The organism is Streptosporangium sp. NPDC000509, from assembly GCF_042898365.1.
In the GTDB taxonomy this organism is placed as follows: Bacteria; Actinomycetota; Actinomycetes; order Streptosporangiales; family Streptosporangiaceae; genus Streptosporangium.
In genome coordinates this window covers 76,886-101,927 of sequence record NZ_JBIAYX010000030.1, presented here as the reverse complement: position 1 = coordinate 101,927, position 25,042 = coordinate 76,886, and the positions used below count along the sequence as shown (strand labels likewise).

The 25,042-nt window shown below is 72.3% G+C and carries 25 protein-coding genes and 1 pseudogene; 13 read left to right on the top strand and 13 right to left on the bottom strand.

Going from position 1 to position 25,042, the window contains the following annotated elements; all coding sequences use genetic code 11:
• Positions 1-276: VOC family protein (locus tag ACFY3D_RS37575; protein ID WP_389989049.1), on the top strand; the 276-nt coding region annotated here is incomplete at its 5' end.
• On the opposite strand, the gene ACFY3D_RS37570 is transcribed toward ACFY3D_RS37575, so the two are convergent.
• Both ACFY3D_RS37570 and ACFY3D_RS37565 read right to left on the bottom strand, forming a co-directional pair.
• Positions 254-505 carry a hypothetical protein gene (locus tag ACFY3D_RS37570; RefSeq protein WP_389989047.1) on the bottom strand — a complete coding sequence of 84 codons (252 nt, stop codon included), beginning with the start codon at positions 503-505 and terminating at the stop codon, positions 254-256. The genes ACFY3D_RS37575 and ACFY3D_RS37570 overlap by 23 nt on opposite strands.
• A complete protein-coding gene (locus ACFY3D_RS37565; RefSeq protein WP_389989045.1) occupies positions 457-666 on the bottom strand; it encodes a Scr1 family TA system antitoxin-like transcriptional regulator in 210 nt (69 codons plus the stop codon). Before ACFY3D_RS37565 ends, ACFY3D_RS37570 begins: the two co-directional genes overlap by 49 nt.
• On the opposite strand from ACFY3D_RS37565, the gene ACFY3D_RS37560 reads away from it, so the two are divergent.
• The 4 genes from ACFY3D_RS37560 to ACFY3D_RS37545 all read left to right on the top strand — a co-directional run bounded on the left by ACFY3D_RS37560 (position 650) and on the right by ACFY3D_RS37545 (position 5,283).
• The gene (locus ACFY3D_RS37560; RefSeq protein ID WP_389989043.1) at positions 650-1,618 is read left to right on the top strand and encodes a hypothetical protein; all 969 of its coding nucleotides are present in this window, start codon (positions 650-652) and stop codon (positions 1,616-1,618) included. The genes ACFY3D_RS37565 and ACFY3D_RS37560 overlap by 17 nt on opposite strands.
• A gap of 124 nt (positions 1,619-1,742) precedes the next feature.
• Positions 1,743-2,291, top strand: a complete 549-nt coding sequence (locus ACFY3D_RS37555; RefSeq protein ID WP_389989041.1) for a hypothetical protein — start codon at positions 1,743-1,745, stop codon at positions 2,289-2,291.
• 245 nt (positions 2,292-2,536) lie between these two features.
• Positions 2,537-4,096 carry an ABC transporter substrate-binding protein gene (locus ACFY3D_RS37550; protein ID WP_389989039.1) on the top strand — a complete coding sequence of 520 codons (1,560 nt, stop codon included), beginning with the start codon at positions 2,537-2,539 and terminating at the stop codon, positions 4,094-4,096.
• Positions 4,093-5,283 (top strand): hypothetical protein, encoded by a 1,191-nt coding sequence (locus ACFY3D_RS37545; RefSeq protein ID WP_389989037.1) that lies wholly within the window; start codon positions 4,093-4,095, stop codon positions 5,281-5,283. Before ACFY3D_RS37550 ends, ACFY3D_RS37545 begins: the two co-directional genes overlap by 4 nt.
• A 39-nt stretch (positions 5,284-5,322) precedes the next feature.
• Here ACFY3D_RS37545 and ACFY3D_RS37540 read toward each other — a convergent pair.
• Positions 5,323-6,515: pseudogene (locus tag ACFY3D_RS37540) on the bottom strand (RNA-guided endonuclease InsQ/TnpB family protein); the annotation flags it as partial.
• 146 nt (positions 6,516-6,661) lie between these two features.
• On the opposite strand from ACFY3D_RS37540, the gene ACFY3D_RS37535 reads away from it, so the two are divergent.
• Genes ACFY3D_RS37535 through ACFY3D_RS37525 form a run of 3 tightly spaced genes read left to right on the top strand, consistent with a single transcriptional unit; the run spans position 6,662 to position 9,944 of the window.
• Positions 6,662-7,594: an ABC transporter permease gene (locus ACFY3D_RS37535; RefSeq protein ID WP_389989035.1), complete on the top strand. Its 933-nt coding sequence runs from the start codon at positions 6,662-6,664 to the stop codon at positions 7,592-7,594.
• The gene (locus ACFY3D_RS37530) at positions 7,591-8,397 is read left to right on the top strand and encodes an ABC transporter permease (protein WP_389989033.1); all 807 of its coding nucleotides are present in this window, start codon (positions 7,591-7,593) and stop codon (positions 8,395-8,397) included. The genes ACFY3D_RS37535 and ACFY3D_RS37530 overlap by 4 nt, the downstream gene beginning before the upstream one ends.
• Positions 8,394-9,944, top strand: a complete 1,551-nt coding sequence (locus ACFY3D_RS37525; RefSeq protein ID WP_389989031.1) for an ATP-binding cassette domain-containing protein — start codon at positions 8,394-8,396, stop codon at positions 9,942-9,944. The genes ACFY3D_RS37530 and ACFY3D_RS37525 overlap by 4 nt, the downstream gene beginning before the upstream one ends.
• A gap of 12 nt (positions 9,945-9,956) precedes the next feature.
• Here the strand turns inward: ACFY3D_RS37525 and ACFY3D_RS37520 are convergent, their stop codons facing one another.
• Positions 9,957-10,799, bottom strand: a complete 843-nt coding sequence (locus tag ACFY3D_RS37520) for an alpha/beta fold hydrolase (RefSeq protein WP_389989029.1) — start codon at positions 10,797-10,799, stop codon at positions 9,957-9,959.
• Entirely contained in the window at positions 10,783-11,667 is an 885-nt protein-coding gene (locus ACFY3D_RS37515; protein WP_389989027.1) for an alpha/beta fold hydrolase, read from the bottom strand. Before ACFY3D_RS37515 ends, ACFY3D_RS37520 begins: the two co-directional genes overlap by 17 nt.
• A gap of 129 nt (positions 11,668-11,796) precedes the next feature.
• On the opposite strand from ACFY3D_RS37515, the gene ACFY3D_RS37510 reads away from it, so the two are divergent.
• The 4 genes from ACFY3D_RS37510 to ACFY3D_RS37495 are packed head-to-tail and all read left to right on the top strand — an operon-like array spanning position 11,797 to position 16,210.
• Positions 11,797-12,984, top strand: coding sequence for a CaiB/BaiF CoA transferase family protein (locus tag ACFY3D_RS37510; protein ID WP_389989025.1), 1,188 nt, complete (start codon positions 11,797-11,799; stop codon positions 12,982-12,984).
• On the top strand, positions 12,981-13,979 hold the full coding sequence (locus ACFY3D_RS37505; protein WP_389989023.1) for an NADPH:quinone oxidoreductase family protein: 999 nt from the start codon (positions 12,981-12,983) through the stop codon (positions 13,977-13,979). Before ACFY3D_RS37510 ends, ACFY3D_RS37505 begins: the two co-directional genes overlap by 4 nt.
• A complete protein-coding gene (locus ACFY3D_RS37500) occupies positions 13,976-15,358 on the top strand; it encodes an MFS transporter (protein ID WP_389989021.1) in 1,383 nt (460 codons plus the stop codon). The genes ACFY3D_RS37505 and ACFY3D_RS37500 overlap by 4 nt, the downstream gene beginning before the upstream one ends.
• 30 nt (positions 15,359-15,388) lie before the next feature.
• Complete coding sequence (locus ACFY3D_RS37495; protein WP_389989019.1) at positions 15,389-16,210, top strand: IclR family transcriptional regulator; 822 nt, start codon at positions 15,389-15,391, stop codon at positions 16,208-16,210.
• Here ACFY3D_RS37495 and ACFY3D_RS37490 read toward each other — a convergent pair.
• From ACFY3D_RS37490 to ACFY3D_RS37460, 7 genes are all read right to left on the bottom strand, one after another.
• Complete coding sequence (locus ACFY3D_RS37490) at positions 16,182-17,201, bottom strand: amidohydrolase family protein (protein WP_389989017.1); 1,020 nt, start codon at positions 17,199-17,201, stop codon at positions 16,182-16,184. The two genes, ACFY3D_RS37495 and ACFY3D_RS37490, sit on opposite strands and share 29 nt — an antisense overlap.
• A complete protein-coding gene (locus tag ACFY3D_RS37485; RefSeq protein ID WP_389989015.1) occupies positions 17,198-18,811 on the bottom strand; it encodes a class I adenylate-forming enzyme family protein in 1,614 nt (537 codons plus the stop codon). Before ACFY3D_RS37485 ends, ACFY3D_RS37490 begins: the two co-directional genes overlap by 4 nt.
• Positions 18,808-19,329, bottom strand: a complete 522-nt coding sequence (locus ACFY3D_RS37480; protein ID WP_389775800.1) for a 3-hydroxyanthranilate 3,4-dioxygenase — start codon at positions 19,327-19,329, stop codon at positions 18,808-18,810. Before ACFY3D_RS37480 ends, ACFY3D_RS37485 begins: the two co-directional genes overlap by 4 nt.
• 21 nt (positions 19,330-19,350) lie before the next feature.
• On the bottom strand, positions 19,351-20,919 hold the full coding sequence (locus ACFY3D_RS37475; protein ID WP_389989013.1) for an amidohydrolase: 1,569 nt from the start codon (positions 20,917-20,919) through the stop codon (positions 19,351-19,353).
• The gene (locus tag ACFY3D_RS37470; RefSeq protein ID WP_350941687.1) at positions 20,916-21,332 is read right to left on the bottom strand and encodes a RidA family protein; all 417 of its coding nucleotides are present in this window, start codon (positions 21,330-21,332) and stop codon (positions 20,916-20,918) included. The genes ACFY3D_RS37475 and ACFY3D_RS37470 overlap by 4 nt, the downstream gene beginning before the upstream one ends.
• 50 nt (positions 21,333-21,382) lie before the next feature.
• Positions 21,383-22,813, bottom strand: coding sequence for an aldehyde dehydrogenase (locus ACFY3D_RS37465; protein ID WP_389989011.1), 1,431 nt, complete (start codon positions 22,811-22,813; stop codon positions 21,383-21,385).
• Between the two features lie 117 nt (positions 22,814-22,930).
• Complete coding sequence (locus tag ACFY3D_RS37460; RefSeq protein WP_389989009.1) at positions 22,931-23,704, bottom strand: enoyl-CoA hydratase/isomerase family protein; 774 nt, start codon at positions 23,702-23,704, stop codon at positions 22,931-22,933.
• A 154-nt stretch (positions 23,705-23,858) separates the two neighbouring features.
• Between ACFY3D_RS37460 and ACFY3D_RS37455 the strand changes: the two genes are divergently transcribed.
• Entirely contained in the window at positions 23,859-24,623 is a 765-nt protein-coding gene (locus ACFY3D_RS37455) for an SDR family NAD(P)-dependent oxidoreductase (RefSeq protein WP_389989007.1), read from the top strand.
• A 62-nt stretch (positions 24,624-24,685) separates the two neighbouring features.
• Here ACFY3D_RS37455 and ACFY3D_RS37450 read toward each other — a convergent pair whose 3' ends face one another.
• Positions 24,686-24,883, bottom strand: a complete 198-nt coding sequence (locus ACFY3D_RS37450) for a 4-oxalocrotonate tautomerase family protein (protein WP_350941691.1) — start codon at positions 24,881-24,883, stop codon at positions 24,686-24,688.
• Positions 24,884-25,042: the final 159 nt, after the last annotated feature.

Sequence of the window (25,042 nt, the reverse complement as noted above, 5' to 3'; positions counted from 1 at the left end):
TCGCAGGCCGGACCTCCGCACGCCGTCGTCTTCGAGACGAAGCCGATCGCGTTCGCACTCCGCGACGTCGTTCCCGGCACCGATCTCGCATCCGTTGCTCAGCCCGGCATCGGTGCCGCGATCTGGCTCCACGCCACAGACGTCCAGGCCATTCACGATGCTCTCGTCGCCGACGGTCACACCATCGTCTCCGCGCCGATCGACGGCCCCTTCGGCCGGACATTCACCTTCGCCGACCCCGACGGCTACCAGGTCACTCTCCACGACCACGCCTGACAGACCAGACGAGGGGGCGTAACCCAGTAATGGGTCGCTGCACAGCAGGGGCCAGTCGGTCGTTCAGGGCGGCCACCGCCGACGTGATGAGGTTGCGGGCCGCCTTGCCGTACACCGCGAGCTCCGCCATCTTCGTGAACACCTTGCCGTACATGGCGATCTCGTGGAGCTGCGTGATCCTCAGATGCCCCGACACCGGTTCCACGGTGACCTCATCGTCGTCGAACATGAAGAACGACTCCGTGGGCCACATGCGGGAGCGGTCGGCCCGAGGGGGATGATGCCGAGCGACACGGACGGCATCGCGCTCGCGGTGAGCAGGTGACCGAGCTGGGCGACCATCACCTCACCGCCACCGATGGGAGCGCGGAGAATGCTCTCCTCCAACACGGTGACGGCGTGCCTGACCGTGCTGTCCCGTCGTGCTGCCCACCAGCCGGTCGATGACGACCTGGCCGTGCTGGTGGACCGCTACCAGCGGCTTGTTCCCGCGCCTGGCCTGACGGTGTTCAGCGTGCGGCTGGGCTTGTCCGTTCTCGACGCCGCCGAGGGTACAGAGCATCCCGGCGTGAGGGATGTCGCCGCCACGCTGATTCAGCGAGCGCACGGCATCGTCTTCAAGTGGGCCGTCAACGGGTTCGTGCGAGGTGTCCACGGAGAAATGGTCGGCTCTCATCCGATCGTTACCGAGGAAGCCAAGAATCTCACCGTCACTGGCAATCATCTGGAAGGCTCTTGGAACAAAGGTAAAGGCGGCAACGGCTACTTCCGTGGCTCCCGTGTCTGGGACTCCCTGTACGCCGGAAACACCACTCGGGACTTACGCCACTTCACCTTCCAATGGTCCGCGTCCGGCAACGTGGTCATCGGCAACAGCTTCGACTCCGATCTCAACCTGCACGGCGGCTGGGAACGCAATAACCTGTTCGAACCGAACCATGTCTCCACGCCCTATGCACATCGCCCCGCCAACTGCAAGGACAATTGCGGCGACGAGGGAAACAGTGGACCAGACAACTCCAACTGGTTCCCGATCTGGTGGGCCGCCGGGCTCAAGGCCGTGAAGTGGTCAGGCTCCTCCGGACCCAACAACGTCTTCTTCAACAACACGCTCAAGAAACAACTCGGCACCATTTACTCGCCGTACAGCGACTACTGCAACGATCCGAACCGCGTCTTCCGCTTCGGAGTCTCCGGGGGATCTTTCCATCATCTGGATGTCGGTGGCGCCCCTATCTCCGACTGGGCGCACAACGAACAGCACAACTACTCCGGCGCCCATGGGATAGACAGCACCCAGACCGACGGCGCCGAGTCGCTCTTTCTCAGCACCGTTCCTTGACCACCCCGACCAGGGCCCGGCTCCTGAAACCGGTCGCATGAAGTACGGTCGTCCGCCGATCCGGCGGGCGACCATACCGCTATAAGCTGCCCCCAGAGACGACGTCCGCAGTCACAGGAGAGACATGACAGCCGGCCGCAGCGCCGCTCCCCGAATATTCGAGGGGACCATCAGGGCCTGCAAAAATCAGTACCTCGTCCAACACTCGGTGAACGTCAAGCACTCGATGGTGAGCGGCGGAAACGGATTGGTGGATGTCTATACGGGGTCTCTCGCCGTTCTGACCGGGCTGGACGACGGGGACATCCACCTGCGTCTGGAGCTTCACGAGTCGGAGCCACCACTTGATCTTGAGGCCTGGGACGAGGTTGTCGACGTCAGTTTCCACGCAGAGAAATCACTGTTTTTGGAGCAGCTTTTCGGCGGCGGGGCAGAGGACTTTCCTCCACTGAATTTCAAAGGGGAGGGCGACTACAGAATCAGGGTGTGCGCCCGAGGGCGAGACGAGGCCAACCGCACATTCGAATCGGTTGAGTTTCATGCGATTCAGGTTTGGTCGGATACCTTCGGGCCGCCTACCGGCCACCGGTTCCGGGACGCGTTCGGCGAGCGTTGGCGCCAGAGGGCACAGGCGCGGACCCGGCCGCCTGGACCCACCGCGTCCAATGGATGACAGAACTGTTCTATTTTCTCCGGGCCCTCAGCGCTCTCCGGCACACCGGGAACGCCTGCGACTCCAATGCGGAGGCGTCGATCCGGGAGTGATGGTGTAGTAGCCGGCATCCCGGCTGTGGCACCCTCCCACCGGGGTGCCACGGATGGGTTCCGCTGAGTGAAAACCCCGCCGCTTTCCACGGAGTGAGAACGGGGACCCCGGGATCTCGGGTGCGGGCTCGCAGACTGGTGCCCGTGTCTCGATTGACCTCTGTACTCGCGTGCTGCGCCGTACTTCTCACCGCCTGCGCGACCGCGGACGCCGAAAGGCCCGCCAACGACTCCCTCACCGTGGGGCTCGCCGCGCCTGTGAGCTGTCTCGACCCGCACCAGACCCCTCAGACCTCCAACCTCCAGGTGTCGCGCCAGCTCGTCGACTCGCTCACCGACCAGGACCCGCGCACCGGAGAGATCGTGCCGTGGCTCGCGACCTCGTGGAAGGTCGACAAGCAGGCCAAGCGGTTCACCTTCACCCTGCGTGACGGTGTGACGTTCAGCGACGGCGCGCCGCTGGACGCCGCCGCGGTCGTCGCCAACCTCGACGACGTCTCCGAGCTCGGCGCGCGGTCCCCGCTCGGCTCGGGCTACCTCGCCTCCTACGAGGGAGCCTCCGCGCCCGACGCGAGGACCGTCGAGGTGCGGTTCGGCACCTCGAACGCGCAGTTCCTCCAGGCCACCTCGATGGCGACGCTCGGCATGCTCTCCCCGGGCACGCTCGGGAAGACCCCGCAGCAGCGCTGCGCGGGCGCGCTCGTCGGCTCCGGGCCGTTCGTGCTCGGCCAGGTCTCGCTCAACGAGGAGGTACGGCTCTCGGCGCGCACCGGATACGCCTGGGCGAGCACGCTCGCCGCCCACCAGGGCGTCCCGCGGGTACGCGCGCTGACCTTCGCCATCGTCACCGACCCGAGCGCCAGGCACGGCAGCCTGTTCTCCGGGCAGCTCGACGCCGACCTGCAGGTGCTCCAGCAGGACCAGCGGTCCTTCGGCGGCCGTGGCCCTCGGCTGCTGTCCGCCACCCGGCCCGGCATCGTGTTCACGCTGCTGCCGAACGAGTCACGGCCCGCGCTGAGCGATCCCGCCGTACGGCGGGCGATCAGTGCCGCCCTCGACCGGTCACGGTTCGCGCCGCTGCTCGCGGCGGGCGAACGCCCGGCGACCGACGTGCTCGCCGGCACGACGCCCGGCCACGCCGACCGCTCCGCCGACCTGGCGTTCGCGCCCGACGAGGCGGCCCGGCTGGCCGACGCGGCCGGCTGGCGGCTCGGCCCGGACGGTGTGCGCGCCAAGGGGTCGCAAAGGCTGTCGTTCGACCTGGTCTACTCGGCCAACGAGCCCTACGGCTCGGTGTACCAGCTCATGGCCCAGCAGCTCGCCGAGGCCGGGATCGAGCTACGACCGACGCCGCTCGACGACGCCACCAACAGCGCGCGGCAGGGCTCAGGTGACTACGACTTCGTCTCCTGGGCGGTGACCAGGGGAGATCCCTCGGTCCTCGCCAGCGTGTACCCGGTGAAGAGCGCGAACCCGCTGCGGCGCACTCGGCCGGACAAGGTGGACAGCACGATCGCCCGGATCGCCACGGTGCTCGATCCCGCCGAACGCGCCGACGCCGTGGACGCCGCGGCGAAGGCGATCCTTTCCGAAGGCCACGGCATCCCGCTCTTCGAGCAGGCGTCGTCGGTGGGGCTCGCGGAGCGGGTGACAGGGGTCCGCCTCGACGCGTCGGGGCGGCCGATCTTCCAGGACGCGGAGGTAGGCGCATGACATGGAACGACTTCGCCGGAGGCCGTGCGGTGGATCCCGCGGCCTTCGTCGCCGCCGCGAGCACGCTGCTGGAGTCGGCGGTCGCCGCCGCGGGCGGCGGCGAGGCCACCAGGGCCGACTTCGTCGCCGGGCTCCAGGCCACCCTGAGCACGTCCGGTCCCTACGGGACGCTGCGGCTGGACATCGGGCTCGCCGACCGGGACGTGCGGGGCGAGCTGCGGGAGAACGCCGTCGCGGTGTCCGAGGTGGTCCTGGACCTGGTGAGAACCGTGCCCGGCACGGGAGCGCCCGGCCCGTCGGACATCCACAGCAGTTGCGTGGGGTACGCCTGGATTCCACCGGTGGTCGAACGGCTCATCGGCGGTCCCGGCCTGCACGCCGCGCGCAACCTCTACAACGAGTGGCTGTGGCAGCTCGTGCTGCTGCGGGACGCCCTCATCCCGTTCACCGACCCGTCGCGGGTGCGGGTGCTCGCCGACGCCGACGGTCTGACCAGGCTCCAGGACGCCCGCGACCGGTTCGTCGTCCAGGTGATGACCCGGCGGATCGCTCACGCGGCGATCGTGCGATTCGCCGCCGAGGCCCTGACGGGCGGGTACGCCGAGGGGGCCTACGGGTTCCAGCACGGGGGCGCGACGGTCCTGCCGCCGGTGGCCCTCGACGGTGAACTTCTCGGCCCGGCGTACCTGCTCGGCGTGCGCGAGGGGATGCTGGTCGAGGAGGACACCGCGTACTTCGTCGAGGAACGGGAGGACGGTGAGTCCGCGGGCACGCTGTCCGTCCCGGCACGCGTTATCGGCGATGTCGAGGTGGTCGGCCTGACCGACCGGCTGGTGCCCGGCCCGCCGGGGCCGGATGCGACCCGCACGCTCAGCCTGACGGTGGGGTTCGACGGCCACGAGTGGACGGCCGACCTCGGGCGCGCGCTGCGCGGCCATCGCTACGCCGCCCGCCCGGCCGCCTCGGAGGACTCACCGGCCGCGGCCCCGTCGATCGACGCGTGGTCTGGGTGCGCGGTGCTGCGGCAGGACGGGGAGGTGGCGGTGCCCGAGGGCGGCGTCATCCCGACCGGAGGGCAGCGCGCGCTGACCCTCGCGCTGCTCGGCAGGCTCCGGCCGGGCAACGTGGTGCTCTACAGCGGCCAGGAGGTCGGCGGGCAGCGGATCCTCCTGGACATCCGGAGCTGAGTTGACTTCCTCCCCCTCGTGAACGAGGGGGATTCCCACGGTCGCCCGTGAGGGTTCCTGCTTCAATGCCGGTCGCCCGCCCGAGAGGACTCTCGTTGAGGTCTTATACCAGCTCCACAGGCGTTTCACCTCTCCGCCAGCCCGGCGGCGAGGATGTTCTTCGCGGCATTGACATCCCGGTCGTGGACCGCGCCGCAGACGCAGGTCCACTCACGGAGGCCGAGCGGCATCGCGCTCTGCACAGCTCCGCACGCCGAGCACAGCTTGGAGGAGGGAAACCATCGGTCCACCGCCACCACGGTCCGCCCGTACCACTGGGCCTTGTACTCCAGCATCGAGCGCATCCGACGCCAGGAGGCATCAGAGATCGCGCGGGCCAGGCTGTGGTTCTTCACCAGGTTGCAGACGGTCAGGTCCTCCACGGCGATCACTTGGTTCTCGCGAACAAGCCGGGTGGTGACCTTGTGCAGGTGGTCGCGGCGCCGGTCGGCGATGCGGGCGTAGATCTTGGCGACCTTGAGTTTCGCCTTGGCCCGGTTGTTCGACCCCTTCTGCTTGCGGGCCAGTGCCCGTTGGGCTTTGGCGAGTTTGCGCCGGTCGGTCCGCTCGTGCCGGGGGTTGACGATCTTCTTCCCACTCGACAGCGTGGCCAGTGCGGTGAGGCCCGCGTCCACCCCCACGTTCCGATCGACCGGCGGCAGAGGGCTGATCGTCTCCTCGACCAGCAGGGACACGAACCAGCGACCCGCCGCGTCCCTGCTCACGGTGACCGTGGACGGCTGCGCGCCCGGGGGAAGGGGGCGCGACCACACGACGGCCAGCGGCGCGTCCATCTTCGCCAGCGTCAGCTCCTCCTCCCGCCAGCGAAACGCCGACCGGGTGTACTCGGCCGATGCCCGCGCCTTCTTCCTGCTCTTGAAGGTGGGATATTTGGCGCGCCGGGCGAAGAAGTTGGTGAACGCCGCCTGAAGGTGGCGCAGCGCCTGCTGCAGGGGCACCGACGACACCTCGGACAGGAAATCGTAGGCACCACTGCGCTTCCACTCGGTCAACGTCGCCGACGACTCCACATAGGAGACGCGGCGCCCGTCGAGACTGTAGGCGCGACTTCGCTCTTCCAGGGCCTTGTTGTAGACCAGACGCACACAACCGAACGTCCGGGCCAGCTCGTCGGCCTGCTCGGGGGTCGGGTGGAAGCGATACCTGTAGGCCCGCTTCACGATCTGCGCCACGGCCCAGATGTTAGCCACGACCGGCCAAAGATCGTGCGGGTTCGGTACGACCGTCCGCGCGACGGCGAATCGCCGGTCCTTGTCCTGCTCCGCAGAGGTCCGACTCCTCCCCCGCCTGAAGGCGTGGGTCTCCACGGAGGTATCCGATGACCCGGTTCGTGGCGCGGCGCCTCACGCAGGCGGCGGCCGTGGTGCTGGCGGCGTACACGCTCACCTTCGCGGCCTTCAACGTCCTCCCCGCCGATCCCGTGCGGATCATGATGGGGCCGGAGAACGGGGTGGACGAGGCTCGGGTGGCCGCGCTGCGGGCCGAGTACGGTCTGGACCGCCCGGCGGTCGAGCGTTATCTCGACGGGTTGCTCGGCGCCCTGCGCGGCGATCTCGGCACGTCGTTCCAGACCGGGCGGGATGTCGGCGCGACGATCATCGAGGCGGCGCCGCGCACCCTCGCGCTGGCGGGGGGCGCGCTGCTGGTGGCGCTTCCGCTCGGTTTCCTGATCGCCTGGTCGGCCGCGCACACCCGGCATCTGTGGCTGCGTCGCCTGCTCGGCGCGCTGCCCGGCCTGTCGCTGTCCGTCCCGACCTTCTGGCTCGGCCTGGTGCTGTTGCAGGCGTTCTCGTTCGGCCTGCCGCTGTTTCCCGCCCGGGGCGAGGACGGGCTCGCCGGTCTGGTGCTGCCCGCCGTGACGCTGGCGGTGCCGTCGTCGGCTTTCGTGGCGCAGGTGCTTCTCGAACGGCTGACCGCCGAGATGCGGCAGCCGTACGTCGACACCGCGCGGGCCAAGGGCGCGTCGCGGGCGCGGGCGGTGACGGCGCACGCGCTGCGCAACGCCGCCATGCCCGCGCTGACGATGATCGCGCTGCTGGCCGGCTGGCTGGTCTCCGGGTCGGTCGTGGTGGAGACGGTCTTCGCGCGCAACGGGCTCGGCCGGTTGATCGAGTCCGCGGTCACGACGCGGGATCTGCCCATGCTGCAGGGTCTGGTCGTGGTGGCCACGGCGGTCGTCACGCTGCTGACGCTCGTGGTGGACGTGGCGTATCCGCTGGTGGACCCCCGGTTGCGGGAGCGTGCCGCGTGAGGTTCGCGCGGCGGCTCGGCGTCGTACCGTCGGCGCTCGTGCTGCTGGCGGCCGTGGCCGCCGCGTTCGCGCCCGCCCTGTTCTCCTCCGCCGACCCGCTGCGCGGCGATCTCACGAACCGACTGCTCCCGCCGGGGGACGGCCATCTGCTCGGCACGGACGAGCTGGGCAGGGACGTGTTGTCCAGGGTCGTGCACGGGGCGGCTCCCTCACTGCAGGCCGCCGTCATCGCGGTGGGCATCGCCGTCGTCGCCGGCTCGGCGATCGGGTTGGTGGCGGGAACCGCGCGGGGGCGGCTGGACGACCTGGTCATGCGCGCGGTGGAGGTGCTGCTCGCCGTGCCGTCGTTCCTGCTGGTCCTCGTGGTCGTGGCGGTGCTCGGGCCGGGCACGCGCGAGGTGGCCGTCGCGGTCGGCGTGTCGGCCGCGGCGGTGTTCTCCCGGATCATGCGCGCCGAGGTCATCAGGGTGCGCGGGTCCGGGTACGTCGAGGCCGCGGCGGTGTGCGGGACCGGGCGTCCCACCGTGCTGCTGACCCACATCCTGCCCAATGCCGCGGGGCCGCTCGCCGCGCTGGCGACGCTCGAACTGGGCAACGCCGTCCTCACCGTCGCCGCCGTGAGCTTCCTCGGCTTCGGGGCTCCGCCGCCGACGCCCGAGTGGGGCTCGCTCATCGCCGCGGGGCGCCCGTTCCTTGCCTCGGCGTGGTGGCTGACGACCGTACCCGGTCTCGTCATCGTCACCGTGGTGCTCGCGGTCAACCACCTTGGACACGTGCTGCGCACGCGATCGGAGAGACGATGACACCCCTGCTGGCCGTACGCGGCCTGACCGTCCGCTACGGGTCGTCCGGGCGCGGCCTGACGGCCGTGAACGGCGCCGACCTGACGGTGGAGGCCGGGCAGATCGTGGCGGTGGTCGGCGAGTCGGGGTCGGGCAAGTCCACGCTCGCGCACGCGCTGGCCGGTCTGCTGCCGGACACGGCCAGGGTGACCGGCGGCGAGATCACCTTCGACGGCGAGCGGGTGGACGGCCTGCGGGAGCGGGCGTGGCGGCGGCTGCGCGGACGGCGGATCGCGTTCGTGCCCCAGGATCCGGGGACCGCGCTCAACCCGCTGATGACCGTACGCGCCCAGCTCGCCGAGGCCCTGCGGCTGACCGGGACCCCTCGGCCCGGCGAGGGTTCCCTCCGGGACGCGCTCGGCCGGGTGGGCGTCCCCGATCCGGCGGCGGTGCTCGACCGCCATCCGCACCAGCTCTCCGGAGGCTTCCGGCAGCGGGTGCTGCTGGGCATGGCGCTCGTCGGGCGGCCCGCGCTGCTGATCGCCGACGAGCCGACCTCCGCGCTCGACACCACCGTGCAGAAGACCGTGCTCGATCTCATTCGGGAGATCGCGGCCAGGGACGGCACCAGCGTTCTCCTGATCACTCACGACCTCGGCGTCGCCGCGGACCGCGCGGACCGCGTGGCCGTCATGACCGAGGGCCGCGTCGTGGAGGAAGGCCCGGTGGGGCGGGTGCTCGGCGCCCCGGAGGCCGCCTACACGCGGCTGCTGCTCGACTCGGCCCCGAGGCCGTCGGCCGGACCCGCGCCGATCACGGGAGAGCCGCTGCTCACGGTCCGCGATCTGCGCAAGGTGTACCCGGGCGGCACGGTCGCGGTCGAGGGCGCCTCGTTCACGCTGGCCCGAGCCGACACGCTCGGGCTGGTCGGCGCGTCGGGGTCGGGCAAGTCCACCGTCGCCCGTATGATCACCGGGCTCGTCGAGCCGACGAGCGGAGGCGTACTGCTGGACGACGCGCCCGTGAGGGCCGGCCGCGTGCAGTTCGTCGCGCAGAACCCGTACGCGTCGCTCGACCCGCTGATGACCGTGGGCCGGATCATCGCCGAGCCACTGCGGGCGCTGCGCATCGGCACCCGGGCGGAGCGCGGGGAACGGGTGCGACGGCTGCTTGAGGACGTCGCCCTGCCCCCCGAGGTGGTCCGGCGGCGGCCCTCGGCGCTCTCCGGCGGGCAGCGCCAGCGCGTCGCCATCGCCCGCGCGCTCGCGCCGTCGCCCGACCTGATCGTGCTCGACGAGCCGGTGTCCGCCCTGGACGCGGTGACCCAGGCCCAGATCCTCGCGTTGCTGCGCCGGCTCCAGGACAGGCACGGGACGGCCTATCTGCTCATCTCGCACGACCTCGCCGTGGTGGCCGCCGCCGCGGGACGGCTCGCGGTGATGCGGGACGGCAGGATCATCGAGTCCGGCCCGACGGCCGAGGTGCTCGCCGCCCCCGAGGCGCCGTTCACCCGCGAACTGCTGGCCGCCATCCCCGGCGGGCCGCCGGTGGGCCGCCCCTCGGCGTGACGGGCGTGGTCGTCACCGTCGTACCGGGGCGTGGCGGATGATGTCCGCCACCTCGGCCGGGGCGCCGGCGAAGACCGCGTGCCCCGCGTCGAGGGTCACCTGGACGAACTCGGTCGCGGGGGCCAGCTCGTCGGCGTGCCGGATCATCACGTCCTGGAGTGCGACGGGCAGGGCGCGGTCGCGGGTGGTGCGAACGTAGGTCCGCGGCACGGTCCCCCAGCGCTCGGCCGTGGCCCCGGTCGGGGTGGTGAGGAACGCCATCGGCTGGTCGGGGGTGAGGAGTGCGGCCATGGCCTGGAAGCCGGGGCGGTCGAGATCGCTGAAGTAGGCGGCGTGCAGTTCGTCCTGATAGGCGGGGTCGGTGCTGCGCGGGTTGATTCGCACCGCGCCGACGACCGCGGGATCGCCCAGGTAGAGACCGCCTCCGAGCGCGCTCCGCGCCTCCGGCAGGGCCAGGTACGCGCCCGCGGGACCCAGCGAGGTGGGGACGAACGCGGTGACGTACACCAGGCCGGCCACCAGCTCGGGGGCGAGTTCGGCGACCCGGGTGGCGATCGTCCCGCCCATGCTGTGCGCGGCGACGATCGGCGGGGCCGCGAACCCGCGCAACCTGTCCACCACGTCCGCCGCCACGTCGTCGAGGCTCAGGCCCGCGAGCGGGGACACCTCCGTGGGCAGCGCGGCGACGTCTCCGCCGAGGTAGCTCGCCGGGAAGCGGGCCCGGGTGCCGTGGCCCACCAGGTCGAGCGTCAGGACGCGGCGGCCCGTGGCGGTCAGCGCCTCGGCGAGGGCCACGAGGTGCCCGGCCCCGTGCCAGGCCCCGTGGATCAGCACCACGTCACTCGTCTCGTTCACGCGACTCGACCTCCCGCCACATCTCCGTCAGCAGCCGCGTCAGCTCGGCGGGGCGCTCTTCGGGCACATAGTGGCCGCATTCTTCCACCCAGTGCGCCGACACATCCGCGACGGCCTCCTGGACGGTGTCCAGCCAGCCGAGCCCGACGCCCTGCCGCGCGCCCACCACCAGCGTGGGCACCCGCAGTGGTCCGGCGGCGCACAGCTCCCGGTTGTCGGCGATGTCGGTCGGCAGCGCCCGGTAGTAGCCCATGGTGGCGCGCACCGCTCCGGGGGCGGCCAGGGCGCGCGCGTAGACGTCCATGGCCGCGTCGTCGATCGCCTCGGTCACGTACAGGCCCACCGTGTCACGGCGGAACATGAACTCCAGGTAGCCGCGCTCGCGACCGGCGAGCAGGAACTCCGGCAGGTCGGGCACCATGTTGAAGCCGAAGTGCCAGGACCCGCCGGTCAGCGGGTTCGCCGCGGCGAGGCTCCCGCCGAGGCCGGGGATGCCCGCCTCGACGAACGTCAGGCTGCGCACCGACTCCGGGTGCAGCGCGGCGAGCGGGTAGGCGACCTGGCCGCCGACGTCGTGGCCGACGAGGTGGTAGCGGGTCAGCCCGAGGGCGGCCATGAGCCGGGCCAGGGTGCTCGCCACCGTGCGCTTGTCGTACCCGCCGTCCGGTCGTGAACCGGCCCCGAAGCCGGGCAGGTCGGGGGCGACGACGGTGTACCGGCCGGCGAGCAGCGGCACCACCTCGCGCCACGCGTGGGCGGTCTGCGGCCACCCGTGAAGGAGGAGCACCGCGGGCCCCTGTCCCGCGACCACACAGTTGATCACATGGCCCGGCAGCCGGACGCGGATCGGAGAGAACCCTCTTGCCATGGCGACCATGGTGCCGGACCGGGGCCCGCCTGATATGGGGGCGTTCCCACCCAGCGGGAACGCGACATTGGGGCTGGAGCCGTGCGTTCCTACGGTCGCACTGCCGGGTAACCGCTGCTGGGAGGGTACATGATCGACTCGATGAGGGTGCTGAGCTTCTCGCACTTCGTGCAGGGGCCCGCGGCCTCGCAGTATCTGGCCGACCTCGGCGCCGACGTCGTCAAGGTCGAGCCGCCCGGCGGGTCGTGGGAGCGCAGGGTCGGCAGCGCGGGGATCCGGGTCGCCGGGCGCAGCGTGACGTTCCTGTCGGTCAACCGGAACAAACGCTCGATCGCCGTCGACCTCAAGCACCCGGATGCCCTCACCGTGCTCCGGCCGCTCATCGAGCGGGCCGACGTGCTGCTGGAGAACTATCGGGGCGGCGCCCTGGAACGGCTCGGCCTCGGGTACGAGGCGGTGCGCGCGATCAAGCCGGACATCGTCTACGCCTCGGCCAGCGGCTGGGGATCTCGCGGCCCGATGGCCGGGCGTCCGGGGGTGGATCTGCTCGTGCAGGCACGTACCGGACTGGTGAACGTCACCGGCGACCGCCCCACCGCGGCCGGCACGCCCGTCGTGGACCAGCACGGCGCGGCACTGCTCGCGATGGGCGTCCTGGCCGCCTACGCGCGCAGGCTGACCACCGGCGAGGGCACGCGGGTCGAGTCGAGCCTGCTCGGCGCGGGGCTCGACCTGCAGGCGGAGTCGCTCGCGCTGTACTACTCCGGCCGCAGGACCGAGGCGGACGTCCGCCGCCCCGCCGAGTCGGCGTGCTGGTCGATCGACGCCCCCTACGGCGTGTACCGGCTGCTGGACGCGTCGATGGTGATCGCGCTGAACGGGTCGGAGGACGACCTCGGCGACACGCTCGGCTCCCCCGCGCTGGCCGGCTACGACCAGGGGGCCAGGCGGGCCAAGCGGGAGGAGTACACCGCGGCGGTGGCCGGGGTGCTCGCCGGGATGACCTACGCGGAGGTGGCCTCCCGGCTGGAGCCGCGCGGATTCTGGTTCGAGCGGGTGGCCACCTACGACGACGTGCGCGACGACCCCCAGGTGGCCGCGGAGGGACTGCTCGCCGAGTTCCCGGTGGGCGAGGAGCGGGCGACCGTGCTGCGGCACCCGGTCCGCTACGACGGCGAGTTGCCCGGCCTGCGCACGACACCCCCCGAACTCGGCGCGGACACCGTGGAGGTGCTGCGCGCGGCGGGATTCTCCGCCGCCGAGGTGGACGGCTTCCTGGCCGCGGGCGTCGTGTCCGCCCCCGGGGGCGGCGAGTGAACGGGCGCGCGCTGGTCTGTACCCGGCTCGGTGCGCCCGAGGATCTTGAGCTGGCCGACGTGGCGACGCCGGACCCGGGACCGGGCGAGGTGGTGGTCGCGGTCAGCCACGTCGGGCTGAACTTCCACGACACGCTGATCATCGCGGGCACGCACGTGGTGAGGCCGGAGCCGCCGTTCTCTCCCGGCAGCGAGTACGCGGGAACGGTCGTGGCCGTCGGTGAGGGGGTCACGTCCGTGCGGCCCGGCGACCGCGTGACGGGCAACGAGGAGTACGGGTGCGCCCGCGACGCCGTACTGGTCCGGGCGGACCGGGTCACCACGGTGCCCGGCGGCGTCACCGACCGGCAGGCAGCGGCGATCCTGGTGGCCTACTCGACCGCCTACCACGCGCTCGTCCAGCGGGCCGGGCTGCGCGCGGGCGAGACGCTCGCCGTGCTCGGCGCCGCGGGCGGGGTCGGCTCCGCCGCCGTGGACGTGGGAAACCTGCTCGGCGCCCGAGTGATCGCGGGCGCCTCCACGCCGGAGCGGGCGGAGTCGGCCCGCCGGCACGGCGCGCACGAGACCTTCTGCTACGGCGGCGACGGCGACGCCAAGACCGCGATCAAGGAGCTGACCGGCGGGGCGGGCGCGGACGTGGTGTTCGACCCGGTGGGCGGTGCGGTGGCGGAGGCGGCGGTGCGCGCCGTCGCGTGGGGCGGCCGGTACCTCGTGGTCGGGTTCGCCTCCGGCGGCATCCCGCGCGTCGGGCTGAACATCCCGCTGGTCAAGGGCTCCTCGGTGGTCGGGGTGTTCTGGGGCGAGTTCGTCCGGCGGGACCGGGCGGCCCAGGAGCGGAACCTGCGGCAGATCTTCGACTGGGCCGCGGCCGGCCGGTTGCGCCACCACGTGCACGATGTGCTCCCGCTCGAGGAGGGGCCGCGTGCCCTGCGTGAACTGGCCGACGGCCGGGTCCGGGGCAAGCTTCTGCTGCGGGCGGGTGGCCCCGCGGGATGACGAACACCGTCCGGCCGGACCGCAGGGCGAGGACGGCGCTGGCGGCGCTGCTCGCGGGCACCCTGCTCGCCCCGCTCAACTCCTCGATGATCGCGGTGGCGCTCGCGCCCATCCAGCGCGATCTCGCCCAGCCGCTGGCCACGACGACGTGGGTCGTCACCGTCTTCTATCTGACCGCGTGTGTCTGCCAGCCGGTGCTCGGCCGGGTGGCGGACCGCGTCGGCCCGCGCAGGCTGTTCGTGGCCGGGATGGCGGTGGCGGCCGTCGCCTCCGCGGTGGCGGCCACGGCCACGTCGCTGCCGCTGCTCGTGCTGTGCCGGTGCGTGCAGGCCGCCGGTGTGTCGGTCGCGTTCCCGTGCGCGATGGTCGTCATCAGGCGGCACGGTGACGCGACGCGGCTGTCCACCGTCGCGACGGTCAACACGACCGCGGGGGCGGTCGGCCCGGTGCTCGGCGGACTGCTGACGTCCTGGGCCGGGTGGCAGGCCGTCTTCTGGGTCAACCTGCCGGTCATGCTGGGGGCGCTGGTGCTCGCCTGGCGCGCGATCGGCCCCGAGGAGCGGCGGCCCGCACGCGGAGGCCTGGTCCGCGCGATCGATCCGGTGGGGGTCGTCCTGTTCGCGGGGACGGTGATCGGCCTGCTGGATCTGATGCTCGCCCTCCCGAAGGTCTCGGTTCCCGGCCTGGCAGGCGTGATCGTCGCCGGGACCGCGTTCCTGTGCTGGGAACGGCGTGCCGCCGAGCCGTTCGTGGACGTCCGCGCGCTCGCCGCGGCACCCGGGCTGGTGCCGGTGCTCGGCACGTTCACGCTGTTCAACCTGGCCTACTACGGTGCGTTCTACGGGCTGCCGCCGTGGCTGCAGACCGCGCTCGGGTTCGACGCGGCGCACACCGGACTGTTGATCATGCCGATCGCGGCGACCAGCGTCGTGGCGACCGTGCTCGGCGGTCCCGTCATGCGCCGGCTCGGCGTAGGGCGCACCCTGCTGGCCGGCGGCGGACTGCTGCTGGCCGGCGTCGCCGCGATCACCACGTTCGACACGGCGACGCCCGCGTGGATCGTCGTGGTCGACGGCGTGGTGCTCGGCGTGCCGTACGGGTTGTGCAACCTCGGGTTGCAGCGGCTGATGTACGAGCGCGCCCCCGCCGGCATGTCCGGTGTGGTCGGCGGCCTGTTCCAGTCGGCCCGCTACGTCGGCGCGATCCTCGCGGTCGGGCTGGTCGGCGCGTCCGCCCCCGGCGACCCCGCCATGCCCGTCGACCTGCGTGCGCTCGCGGTGGCGATGACCGCCGTCGCGACGGCCGTGATCGTCATACTCGCCCTTGACCTGCGGCGATCTCGAAACGATGAGGTACTATCCCATGCACCGGACGGCTGATCCGCGATGACTCGACCCACGATTGTCCCCATGAGCGCACCCCGAGACGCCCACAAGCCCGGCCGGACGGTGTCCAGCCGGGTCTTCGCCCTGCTCAACGCCTTCTCACCGGAGCGGCCCGCGCTCCGCCTCGTCGAGCTGACCGCCCTCACCGGGCTGCCGATCTCGACGGTGCACCGTATCGCGGCCGAACTCGTCGAGCTGGGGGCGTTGAAGAAGGAGCGCGACGGGGTCTACCGGATCGGGCTGCGCATGTGGGAGCTGGGCTCGCTGTGCCCGCAACCGCGCACGCTGCGGGACGTGTCGCTGCCGTTCATCCATGATCTCTACGAGACCACGGGGGAGAACGTCCACCTCGCGGTGCTCGACGGTGACGAGGTCCTCTACGTCGAACGCGTGTGGGGGCACCGCTCGGTCGACGTGGTCAGCCGCGTCGGCGGGCGCTCTCCGCTGCACGCCACGGGGGTCGGCAAGATACTGCTGGCCCACGCGTCGCGCGAACTGCAGCAGGCCGTGCTGACGGCCGGGCTGAAGCGCTACACCCCGCACACGATCGTCATGCCCGGCCTGCTGATGCGGTCGCTGCAGGAGATCCGCGCGACCGGCATCGCCCGGTGCGCCGAGGAGCTGTCGCTGGGCACCGTGTCCGTGGCGGCCCCCATCCACGGACCCGACGGCAAGGTCGTGGCGGCGCTCTCCGTCGTCTCGCACACCGTCACCCGCACGCGGTCACTGGCGGCGGTGGAGCCCGCGCTGCGGCTGGCGGCGAAGTCGATCTCCCGTGAGCTGGTCAAGGGCTACACGAGCGGGCAGCCCGGCACCGTCACTCCGATCCGGTCAGCAGCGCGGTAGCCGTCCCCGCCAGGACGGCGGCGGCGTTCCCCGGCGCGAGCCCGAGCTCCGCGACCGTACCGAGCGGGTCGGTGTCGGCGAGTTCGAACGGATAGTCCGTGCCGACGAGCACGTGGTCCACGCCGAAGTCCTCGACGAGCCGTCGCAGCAGCGGGGTCGAGAAGGTGGCGGTGTCGTAGTGGAGGCGGCGCAGATAGTCGCTCGGCGGACGCGGCGTGGTCCTGGCGACCGGTTTGCGCGACCAGCCGAGATCCAGCCTGCCGAGCAGGGACGGCAGGCACCCGCCGCCGTGTGCCAGGCACAGCGACAGGTCGTGCCTTTCCAGGACGCCGCCGAGCACGAGCCGCGAGACGGCGAGCGCGGTCTCCATCGGGAAGCCCGCGAGCTGAGGTAGCCAGTAGTCGGCGAGCCGCGGGCCGCCGGGGGCGCTGTTGGGGTGCAGGAAGACGAAAGCCCTGCGGTCCGCGAGGAGCTCCCACAGCGGCTCGTGCACCGGATCGTCCAGTTCCGCACCGAGGCCGCGGGTGCCGACGGCGATGCCCGCGCACCCCAGCTCGTCCAGGCAGCGGCGGGCCTCGTCCGGTGCGGCCGGCGTGCCGAGCGGCACGTACCCGAGCGGGTCGAGCACCCCGCGGTGCCCGGCGAGGAGGTCGGCGAGCGCGTCGTTGCCTCGGCGGACCACGGCGAGGACGTCCCGCTCGTCGGCGACGTCGGCGCACGTCACGAACGGCGGCACCGACACGAGCTGGCGGGTGACGCCCATCCGGCGCATGTCCGCCAGCCGCTCGGGGACGTCGTACTGGGCGGGCGACAGCGGGATCGGCGCGCCCTTCGGTATCCCGGACACCAGCGGGTCGATCCTGACCACGCCCGCGGCGAGGTCGGACAGGTCGGCGAGGCCGCGGCCGGACAGCCAGGTCAGCAAGGACATCGGCAACGCGTGGGTGTGCACGTCGATCACCGGAACGGGTACCGGCGTGGTGTCGTTCATCCGGCCACCTCGGCGAGCCGGGCGCGGTCGAGCCGTCCCATGACGTCGCGGGGCAGCCGCTCGGCCGGGAGGACCGCGTCGATCACGACGGGGGCGTCGCGCAGCGCGTCGCGCACGGCCTTCTCCACCGTGTCCCACGACGCCGTACCCGGCGACGCCGTGTCCAGCGACGTCGTGTCCAGCGACGTCGTGTCCAGCGACGTCGTGTCCAGCGACGTCGTGTCTCGCGACACCGTCCCCAACGACGCCGTCTCCCGCGACGCCGCATCCCGCGACCCCGTGTCCGGCGGCGCGACGCCCTCGACCAGAACGGCGACACCTCCAGGACCGGTCGGGACGACCGCCGCCGGATGCCCGATGTGTCGCGACACGACGGCCTCCAGATCGCTCGGGCACACGTAGGCGTCTCCGATCCGCAGCACATCCTGGACGCGGTTGACGTGGTGAAGGCGACCGTGGGCGTCCCGCCGGCAGACGTCGCCGGTGCGCAGCCACCCGTTCTCGAACGGCGTGCCCGGAGGGAAGGCGTAGCCGCGCGCGGTGGTCGGACCCCGTACCCACAGCTCCCCCGGCTGCCCCGCCGGGAGGTCACCGCCATCGGGACCGCACACCCGGACCTCGGTCCCGGGGAACGGCACGCCGAGCGAGGAGCGAGAGCGCGGGTCCAGGTGGTCGGCCGGGCGGGTCCACGCGATCGTCTTGGGCACCTCGACCTGGCCGAACACCCCGCACAGCACCTCGCCGAACAGCGCGTGCGCACGGTCGATCTCCTCGCCGGTGAGCGAGGCCCCGCTGTAGACCACCAGCGCCAGGGACGACCAGTCGTGCCCGGCGGCGCCGGGGTGGGCCAGCAGCGCGCGCAGCGCGGGCGGCATCGCCATCAGCACGGTCGGACGGTGCCGGACGGCGGCCTCCAGCAGCGCCTCAGGGCCGGGACGTTCCGGGACGACGAACGTCCCGCCCAGCATCAGCGTCGGCAGCACCATGTTGCCGAAGCCGCCGGACACCGACTCCGGGCAGAGCACGCGCGGCCGTTCCGGCCACGGAAGGGTGTCGCGCAGCACGGTCGCCACCGTGCCCAGCGCACCGCCGGACAGCTCGACGCCCTTGACCGGACCGGTGGTGCCGGAGGTGAACGCCAGCCGTACCACCGCGCTCGCGGGCGCGGGCGCGCGTACGGCGACGCCGGGCTCCCCGGCGGCCGTCACCGTGGCCGTCAGGTCGCGATCGGTCAGCACGCGAACCTCCGGACGTGCCCGCGACCACGCGTCCAGATCCGGGTCGCCCGGCTCGGCGAGCACGGCGTCCGGCGCGACGAGGTCCAGCCGCTCGGCGAGTGCCGCGCCGCGCAGCGCCCCCGGCGACAGCGCGGCCGAGCGGTGGCCCGCCACGTAGCAGGCGGCGTTCACCAGCCACTGCAGCGGGTCGTTGGGCCGGATCTGCAGCACCGTGTCACCCGGCCGCAGGCCGGCCCCGGCCAGCGTGTCCGCCACGCCAAGCACCAGCCGCTCCGCCTCGCGGTAGGTCAGCCCGGCGCCTCCGTGCAGAAACGCGACGTGGTCGGGACGCGCGCGCAGCGCGTCGAGCACCAGGTCGCCGATCGCCGTCACAACCGCTCGTCCGGCATGACCGTGCCGCAGGACTTGCAGGTCCTCGCCACGACGTCGCCGTAGAACCGCTGGTAGGCGCCCGCCACCGGGTCGGTGCGGTAGTCGCTCACGTGGACGGCCTCCTCGTGGAGGAACTCATCGCAGGCGGGACAGAACCAGCGGAAGCGGTCCAGCTCGCCCGGCCGCCGCAGCCGTTCGATGACCAGCACGAACGCGTCCGGCGCGAACCGGGGCGAGTGGGCGATCCCGGTCGGGGTGAAAATGGTCCCGCCCTCGGGGATCACCGCGATGTCCGAGCCGCCCTCCGGCTTGCGGTAGTGCAGGTCCATGGAGCCCTCCACCATGAACATCACCTCGTCGCTCGGGTTGAGGTGGAACTCGCTGCGGTATTCGCGGCCACGGGCGAGGAAGGCGAGCGACTCGCTCTCCTGCCACAGCACCTTGACCCGTTTGCCGCTCTCCCGCAGCTCATCGGCCGCCTTGCGCAACTCGACGATGGGCATCTGGCTGGGGTGCATGGTTACCTCCTGAGGTTCTGCTCAGCCGAGCAGGCCGGTGTCGTACACGATCTGGCCGCCGACGACGGTCATCAGGACCTCGGTCGCGCGGAATTGCTCGTCGGACGCGGTGAGCGGGTCGGCGCCGAGCACGGCCAGGTCGGCGAGCGCGCCCGCGGTGAGCCGGCCCTTCACCTCCTGCTCCCCGGTGTGCGCGGCGCCGGACGTGGTGTAGAGGCGCAGGGCCTCCGCCCGGGTGACCGCCTGCGCGCCCCCCACGACGTCGCCGGCCGCGTCGCGCCTGGTCGTCATCGCGTAGATGTTCTGGAACGGGTCGAGGGCGTTGATCGGATAGTCGGTGCCGGCCGCGACACCGTCGAGCCCGAGGCCGTCCACGAGGTCGCGCAGCGGCACGGCGGCCTCGGTGCGGGCGTCGCCGAGGTGACCGGCGATGGCCGCCCGGTTGCGCCACAGGAACGGGATCTGCGCGGCCACCTGGACGCCCAGCGCGCGGGCGCGGGCGATCTGGTCGGGCCGGATCAGGCTGGCGTGGATGAGCACGTCCGGCAGGAGGGCCCGATGCCGGGTGGCCGCGTAGACATCGAGCGCGACGTCGATCGCGGCGTCGCCCACCACATGCGTGCCGACCGGCCAGCCCGCGCGGTGCGCCGCACCGACCAGCTCGGCGAGCCGGTCGCGGTCGGCGATCAGCTCGCCGTGATAGCCGGGACGGGTGCGGTACGGCTCGCGCGTGGCCGCCGTACCGAGTGTCATACCACCGTCCACCTGCAGCTTTATACCTCGGGTGAGGTAGTGATGGCCAATGGGCGCGGGCGGGCCAAAGGCCAGCGCCGCCTCCCAGTCCGCGACCTCGACCGACGGATTGAGCTCACCGGTCGGCGTGACCATCGCGGCCACGCGGAGCGTCGAGCGTCCGTCCACGGCCAGCCCGCGCACCGCCTCGACGTCTTCCGGCGGTAGCGCGCCCGCCACGACCGAGGTGACGCCGCACCGGTTGAGCGCTCGCATGGCGGCGGTGAGCTGGGCGGCCCGCTCCTCGCGGGACCAGGCCGGCACCACCCGGGCGACGGCGTGCATGGCCCCCTCGACCAACCGGCCGTCGTGCCCCTCCGGGTCGATACCGGCCCGTTCCAGCGCGGCGGTGCCGGCCGTCGCGGCGTGGCCCTCCGGCAGATAGACCGGGCGTCCGCCCGCCGCGCGATCCAGCTCGCGCCGGTCGGGCCCGCGGCCCTCGGCGAGCTGGAGCGCCGGATTCCACGGCTGTCCCAGCACCCATGCGCCGGGCTCGCGGGTGGCGGCGAGGGTGGCGATCCGGTCCAGCGCGGCGTCCAGCGTGCGGACGCCCGCGAACGACACGGTGTACCCGTCCATGCCCGCGTTCTCGAAGTGGCAGTGCGAGTCGATCAGCCCGGGGATCACGGCGCGGCCCGCGAGCCGTACCACCCTGGTGGACGGGCCGGCCAGGTGTTCGACGTCGGCGTCCGAGCCGACCGCGGACACCCGGCCACCGGTCACCGCGACCGCCTCGGCGACCGTGCCACGCGCGTCCAGCGTGTGCACCCGGCCACCGAGAAGGACCAGGTCGGTCATCGCCGGATCACGGCGGCGACGCACTCGACCTCGACCTGCACGCCGGTGCGGTGCGGGGTCGCGATGACCGTGGTCCGCGCGGGGAAGTGCGGGGCGCCCTCGAAGAACTCGCGGTAGACGGCGTTGAACACCGGGAAGTTCGCCACGTCCCGCACGAAGCAGGTGCACTTGAGAATGGACTCCCGGCCACCGCCCGCCGCCTCGACGACCGCGACCAGGTTGGTGAGCGTCTGCCTGACCTGCTCGGCGAAGTCGTCGGAGACGATGGTGCGGGTCTCCGGGTCAAGCGGCCCGGTGCCCGAACAGTAGATGGTGTCGCCGTGCACGATCGCCTGGGAGAGCGGTGCGGCCGTACCCGTGGAGAAGCCCACGGTGGGTGCGTTGCGGGTGCTGACGGCTCGGATGTCGGTCATTGTCTGCTCCTTGCGAATCGGACGCGCGGGTCGCGGTGAGGCGGCCCCCGTCACGAGATCTCCATGATGACGGCCTTGGGTTCGGTGAAGAACTCCCGGCTGTACGTGCCGCCCTCGCGTCCGACGCCGGAGTTCTTCGCGCCGCCGAAGGGCGCGCGGAGGTCTCTGACGAAGAAACAGTTCGCCCAGACGGTGCCGACCCGCAGCGCGCGTGCGACGCGGTGGGCGCGGGAGAGGTCCTGGGTGAACAGCATGGCGTTCAGGCCGTACGGCGTGTCGTTGGCCGCCGTCACCGCCTCCACCTCGTCGTCGAACGGGAGCACGACCACGACGGGCCCGAAGATCTCCTCCTGGGTGACCCGGTCGCGCTGCCCCGCGCCGACCACCACGGTCGGCCGCACGACCCACCCCTCGCCCAGACCGCCCGTGTGCAGCCGCGCACCGGCCTCCGTCGCGATGTCGAGGTAGCCGGCCACCTTCGTGAAGTGCTCCTGGGAGGACAGCGGGCCGATCTGCGTCGCCTCGTCCTTCGGGTCGCCGAGCACGAGCGCGTCGGCCGCGGCGGTGAACCTGGCCAGGAACTCGTCGTACACCTCGCGCTGCACGTACAGCCGGCTGCCGGCCAGGCAGACCTGCCCACTGTTACTGAAGATCGCCCGGATGGACCAGTCGACCGCCTGGTCGAGGTCCGCGTCGGCGAAGACGATGTTGGCGCCCTTGCCGCCCAGCTCCAGGCTCACCGGGGTCAGGTTGGCCGCCGCGGCCCTGGAGATCAGCCGGCCGGTGGCAGACTCGCCGGTGAAGGTGATCCGGTCGACCAGCGGCGACTCGGTCAGCGCCTGGCCCACCGAATTCGGCCCGAACCCGTGGACGACGTTGAGCACCCCGGGCGGCAGACCGGCCTCGATCGCCAGCCGGGCCAGGATGGTGGCCGAGGCGGGCGACTGCTCGGCGGGCTTGAGCACGACCGTGTTCCCCCACGCCAGCGCGGGCGCGACCTTCCAGCTCGCCATCATGAGCGGGAAGTTCCACGGCGCGATGGCGGCCACCACACCCGCGGGATCGTACTGGGTGTAGGCGTGATGCCCGGTCGGCATCGGGAACGTCTCGGCGGGGGTGATCTGGGCGTGGTCGGCGAAGAACCGGAAGTTCCGCGCCGCGCGGGGGACGTCGTGGCCCGCGGTCTGGGTGATCGGCTTGCCCATGTCCGCGGTGTCGGCCGCCGCCAGCTCGTCGACGTGCTTCTCCACCAGGTCGGCGAGGCGGTGCATGATCTCGCCGCGCTCGGCGAAGCTCATCCGCGGCCACGGGCCCTCGTCGAAGGCCGAGCGCGCGGCGCGTACGGCGCGCTCGGCGTCGCCGGCCGAGCCGAGAGCCACCGTGGCCCACGACTCCCGAGTCCACGGGTCCACGGACTCGAACGTCGTCCCGTCGGCCGAGGCGACCTCCTCACCCGCGATGACGTGCCCGAACGATTCCACTGCCGGTCCTCCTCTTCGTCGCTGTGTCGTAAACTCTCGGCGTGCGACCGGCGCACGCTCAACGGGCGCTTTCCACTCGGTGGGAAACACGGTGGGAAGCTTCCGTGGGAAACACGGTCAGCGGCCACGCACCGCGCGCGACCACTCCGCCCACCGCCGCCCGAACTCGGGCGAGCGCACCGCCCGGATCTGCTCGGTGATCTCTCGGTCGACCGCCTCCGCGAACCCGCCGTCGACCGCCGCGGCGATCAGGCGCTTGGTCGCCCTCGCCGCCTCGGGGGGCGCCGCCGCGAGCTGCCCGGCGCGATCGAGCGCCTGCGCGAGCGGGTCGGCCACGACAACGTCGAGCAGGCCGATCCGCACGGCCTCCTCCGCCGCGACCTTCCGCCCGGACAATGCCAGCTCCGTCGCCCGCGCCGCGCCGACCGCCCGCGCCAGCAGCCACGACACGCCGAAATCGGGGACCAGCGCCATCTTGATGAACGGGCTGGCGAACACCGCGCCCGGCGAGCCGATCCGCAGGTCGCACCCGAGGGCGAGGGCCATCCCCGCACCGACGGCCGCGCCGTCCACGGCGGCGACGGTCGGCGCGTGGAACTCCAGCAGCAGTCCGGCTATCCGGAACTCGCGGGTCATGCGCTCCCGCGCGTCCTGCGGCGACTCGTTCCCCAGGTCGCCGATCACGTCCAGGTCGCCGCCCGCGCAGAACGCGCCGCCGCGCCCGGTCACCACCAGGACCCGGACGGCGGCGTCACCGTCCAGCTCGCGCAGCACCTCGGGCAGCCCGTCGAGCAGCGTGCGGTCCAGCGCGTTCCGGCGATGCGGCCGGTCCAGCTCCAGCAGCGCGACTCCCTCGGCGGGGAAGGTCACCCGCAGTCCACGTACGTCCATGGCTCAGAGCTGACCGGACGAGAGGCCCGGTGACCAGGACCGGTTCTCATTGAGCGGAACTCCGCAGGTGGCCGGGCACCGTGCCACCACGCATGATCGGAGCGCATGACGCTCCGTGCACACCGGGTGCACATCGAGGTTCTGGAGGAAATTCGTGAACGAGCAGTTGCGCGGCAAGACGGCGATCGTCACCGGGGCGGCGTCGGGTATCGGACGCGCGACCGCCGCGCTGTTCGCCGCCCGCGGCGCGGCGGTGCTCGCCGTGGACCGCGAAGAGAAGGGCCTGCTGGACCTGCGGGACGAGGTGGCGGCGGCGGGCGACGAGGTGGCCGTGCTGGCCGTCGACCTCGCCGCGGCGGGCGCGGCGGAGCGGGTCTTCGACCACTGCGCCGAGGCCGTCGGCGCGCCGAACGTGCTCGCCAACATCGCGGGCAAGGCCGGAGACCGCTCGGCGGCGGACACCACGGACGAGGACTTCGACTTCTTCCTGCGGGCCAACCTCGGCACGACGTTCGCGCTCAGCCGCCGCGCGGTGATCGCGTTCGGCGACGCGGGCGGGGCGATCGTCAACACGTCCTCGGCGTTCGCGCTGATCGGGGTCGCCGGGTCCGCGCCGTACTCGGCGGCCAAGGGCGCGGTCTCCAGCCTCACCCGCCAGATGGCCGCCGAGTACGGCCGGCGCGACATCCGGGTCAACGCGGTGGCGCCGGGTCTGATCGAGACCCCGGCCACCCGCGCGAAGATCGCCGCGGGCGTCTTCGACGACCTGGTGACCCGGTCGCGCCCGCTGCCCAGGGTCGGGCAGCCGATCGACGTCGCACGGGTGGTCGCGTTCCTCGCGTCCGACGAGGCGGCGTTCGTCACCGGCCTCACCGTCCCGGTGGACGGCGGCTGGACCAGCACGCACTTCCGCGACTGACGGCGACAGCGACGACGCGGAACGGGCCGGGGCCGACATCGGCCCCGGCCCGTTCCGGTTCTCTACGAGCGCGCTCTGCGCTCCGCGATCGTCTCGCCGTCCACGGCCCAGTGGGTCGGCGGCAGCTCGCGTACCAGGACCCGCACCGACTCGGACGGGACCCCGAGACTGCGCACGACCGCGTCGTGGACGGCCGAGATCATCTCGCGCAGTTCGGGCTCGGTACGGCCGGTCAGCAGTGAGATGTCGACGATCGGCATGATGTCTTCCTTTCTGGTCGAGGCGGGACGGTCAGTCCTTCTCGCGTGCGGCTTTGGTCGGGACGGAACGGTCAGCCGCCCTTACGTACGATTCCGGTCGGGACGAGATGGTCAGCCGCCGCTTACGTGCGACTCTGGTCGGGGCGGGACGGTCAGCCC

Bases quoted from the DNA above. Each gene is read 5' to 3' on its own strand.
- ACFY3D_RS37570 (WP_389989047.1), bottom strand. From the start codon at position 505: ATGTTCGACGACGATGAGGTCACCGTGGAACCGGTGTCGGGGCATCTG.
- ACFY3D_RS37560 (WP_389989043.1), top strand. From the start codon at position 650: ATGCTCTCCTCCAACACGGTGACGGCGTGCCTGACCGTGCTGTCCCGT.
- ACFY3D_RS37555 (WP_389989041.1), top strand. From the start codon at position 1,743: ATGACAGCCGGCCGCAGCGCCGCTCCCCGAATATTCGAGGGGACCATC.
- ACFY3D_RS37545 (WP_389989037.1), top strand. From the start codon at position 4,093: ATGACATGGAACGACTTCGCCGGAGGCCGTGCGGTGGATCCCGCGGCC.
- ACFY3D_RS37535 (WP_389989035.1), top strand. From the start codon at position 6,662: ATGACCCGGTTCGTGGCGCGGCGCCTCACGCAGGCGGCGGCCGTGGTG.
- ACFY3D_RS37525 (WP_389989031.1), top strand. From the start codon at position 8,394: ATGACACCCCTGCTGGCCGTACGCGGCCTGACCGTCCGCTACGGGTCG.
- ACFY3D_RS37515 (WP_389989027.1), bottom strand. From the start codon at position 11,667: ATGGCAAGAGGGTTCTCTCCGATCCGCGTCCGGCTGCCGGGCCATGTG.
- ACFY3D_RS37510 (WP_389989025.1), top strand. From the start codon at position 11,797: ATGATCGACTCGATGAGGGTGCTGAGCTTCTCGCACTTCGTGCAGGGG.
- ACFY3D_RS37500 (WP_389989021.1), top strand. From the start codon at position 13,976: ATGACGAACACCGTCCGGCCGGACCGCAGGGCGAGGACGGCGCTGGCG.
- ACFY3D_RS37495 (WP_389989019.1), top strand. From the start codon at position 15,389: ATGAGCGCACCCCGAGACGCCCACAAGCCCGGCCGGACGGTGTCCAGC.
- ACFY3D_RS37490 (WP_389989017.1), bottom strand. From the start codon at position 17,201: ATGAACGACACCACGCCGGTACCCGTTCCGGTGATCGACGTGCACACC.
- ACFY3D_RS37480 (WP_389775800.1), bottom strand. From the start codon at position 19,329: ATGCACCCCAGCCAGATGCCCATCGTCGAGTTGCGCAAGGCGGCCGAT.
- ACFY3D_RS37475 (WP_389989013.1), bottom strand. From the start codon at position 20,919: ATGACCGACCTGGTCCTTCTCGGTGGCCGGGTGCACACGCTGGACGCG.
- ACFY3D_RS37470 (WP_350941687.1), bottom strand. From the start codon at position 21,332: ATGACCGACATCCGAGCCGTCAGCACCCGCAACGCACCCACCGTGGGC.
- ACFY3D_RS37460 (WP_389989009.1), bottom strand. From the start codon at position 23,704: ATGGACGTACGTGGACTGCGGGTGACCTTCCCCGCCGAGGGAGTCGCG.
- ACFY3D_RS37450 (WP_350941691.1), bottom strand. From the start codon at position 24,883: ATGCCGATCGTCGACATCTCACTGCTGACCGGCCGTACCGAGCCCGAA.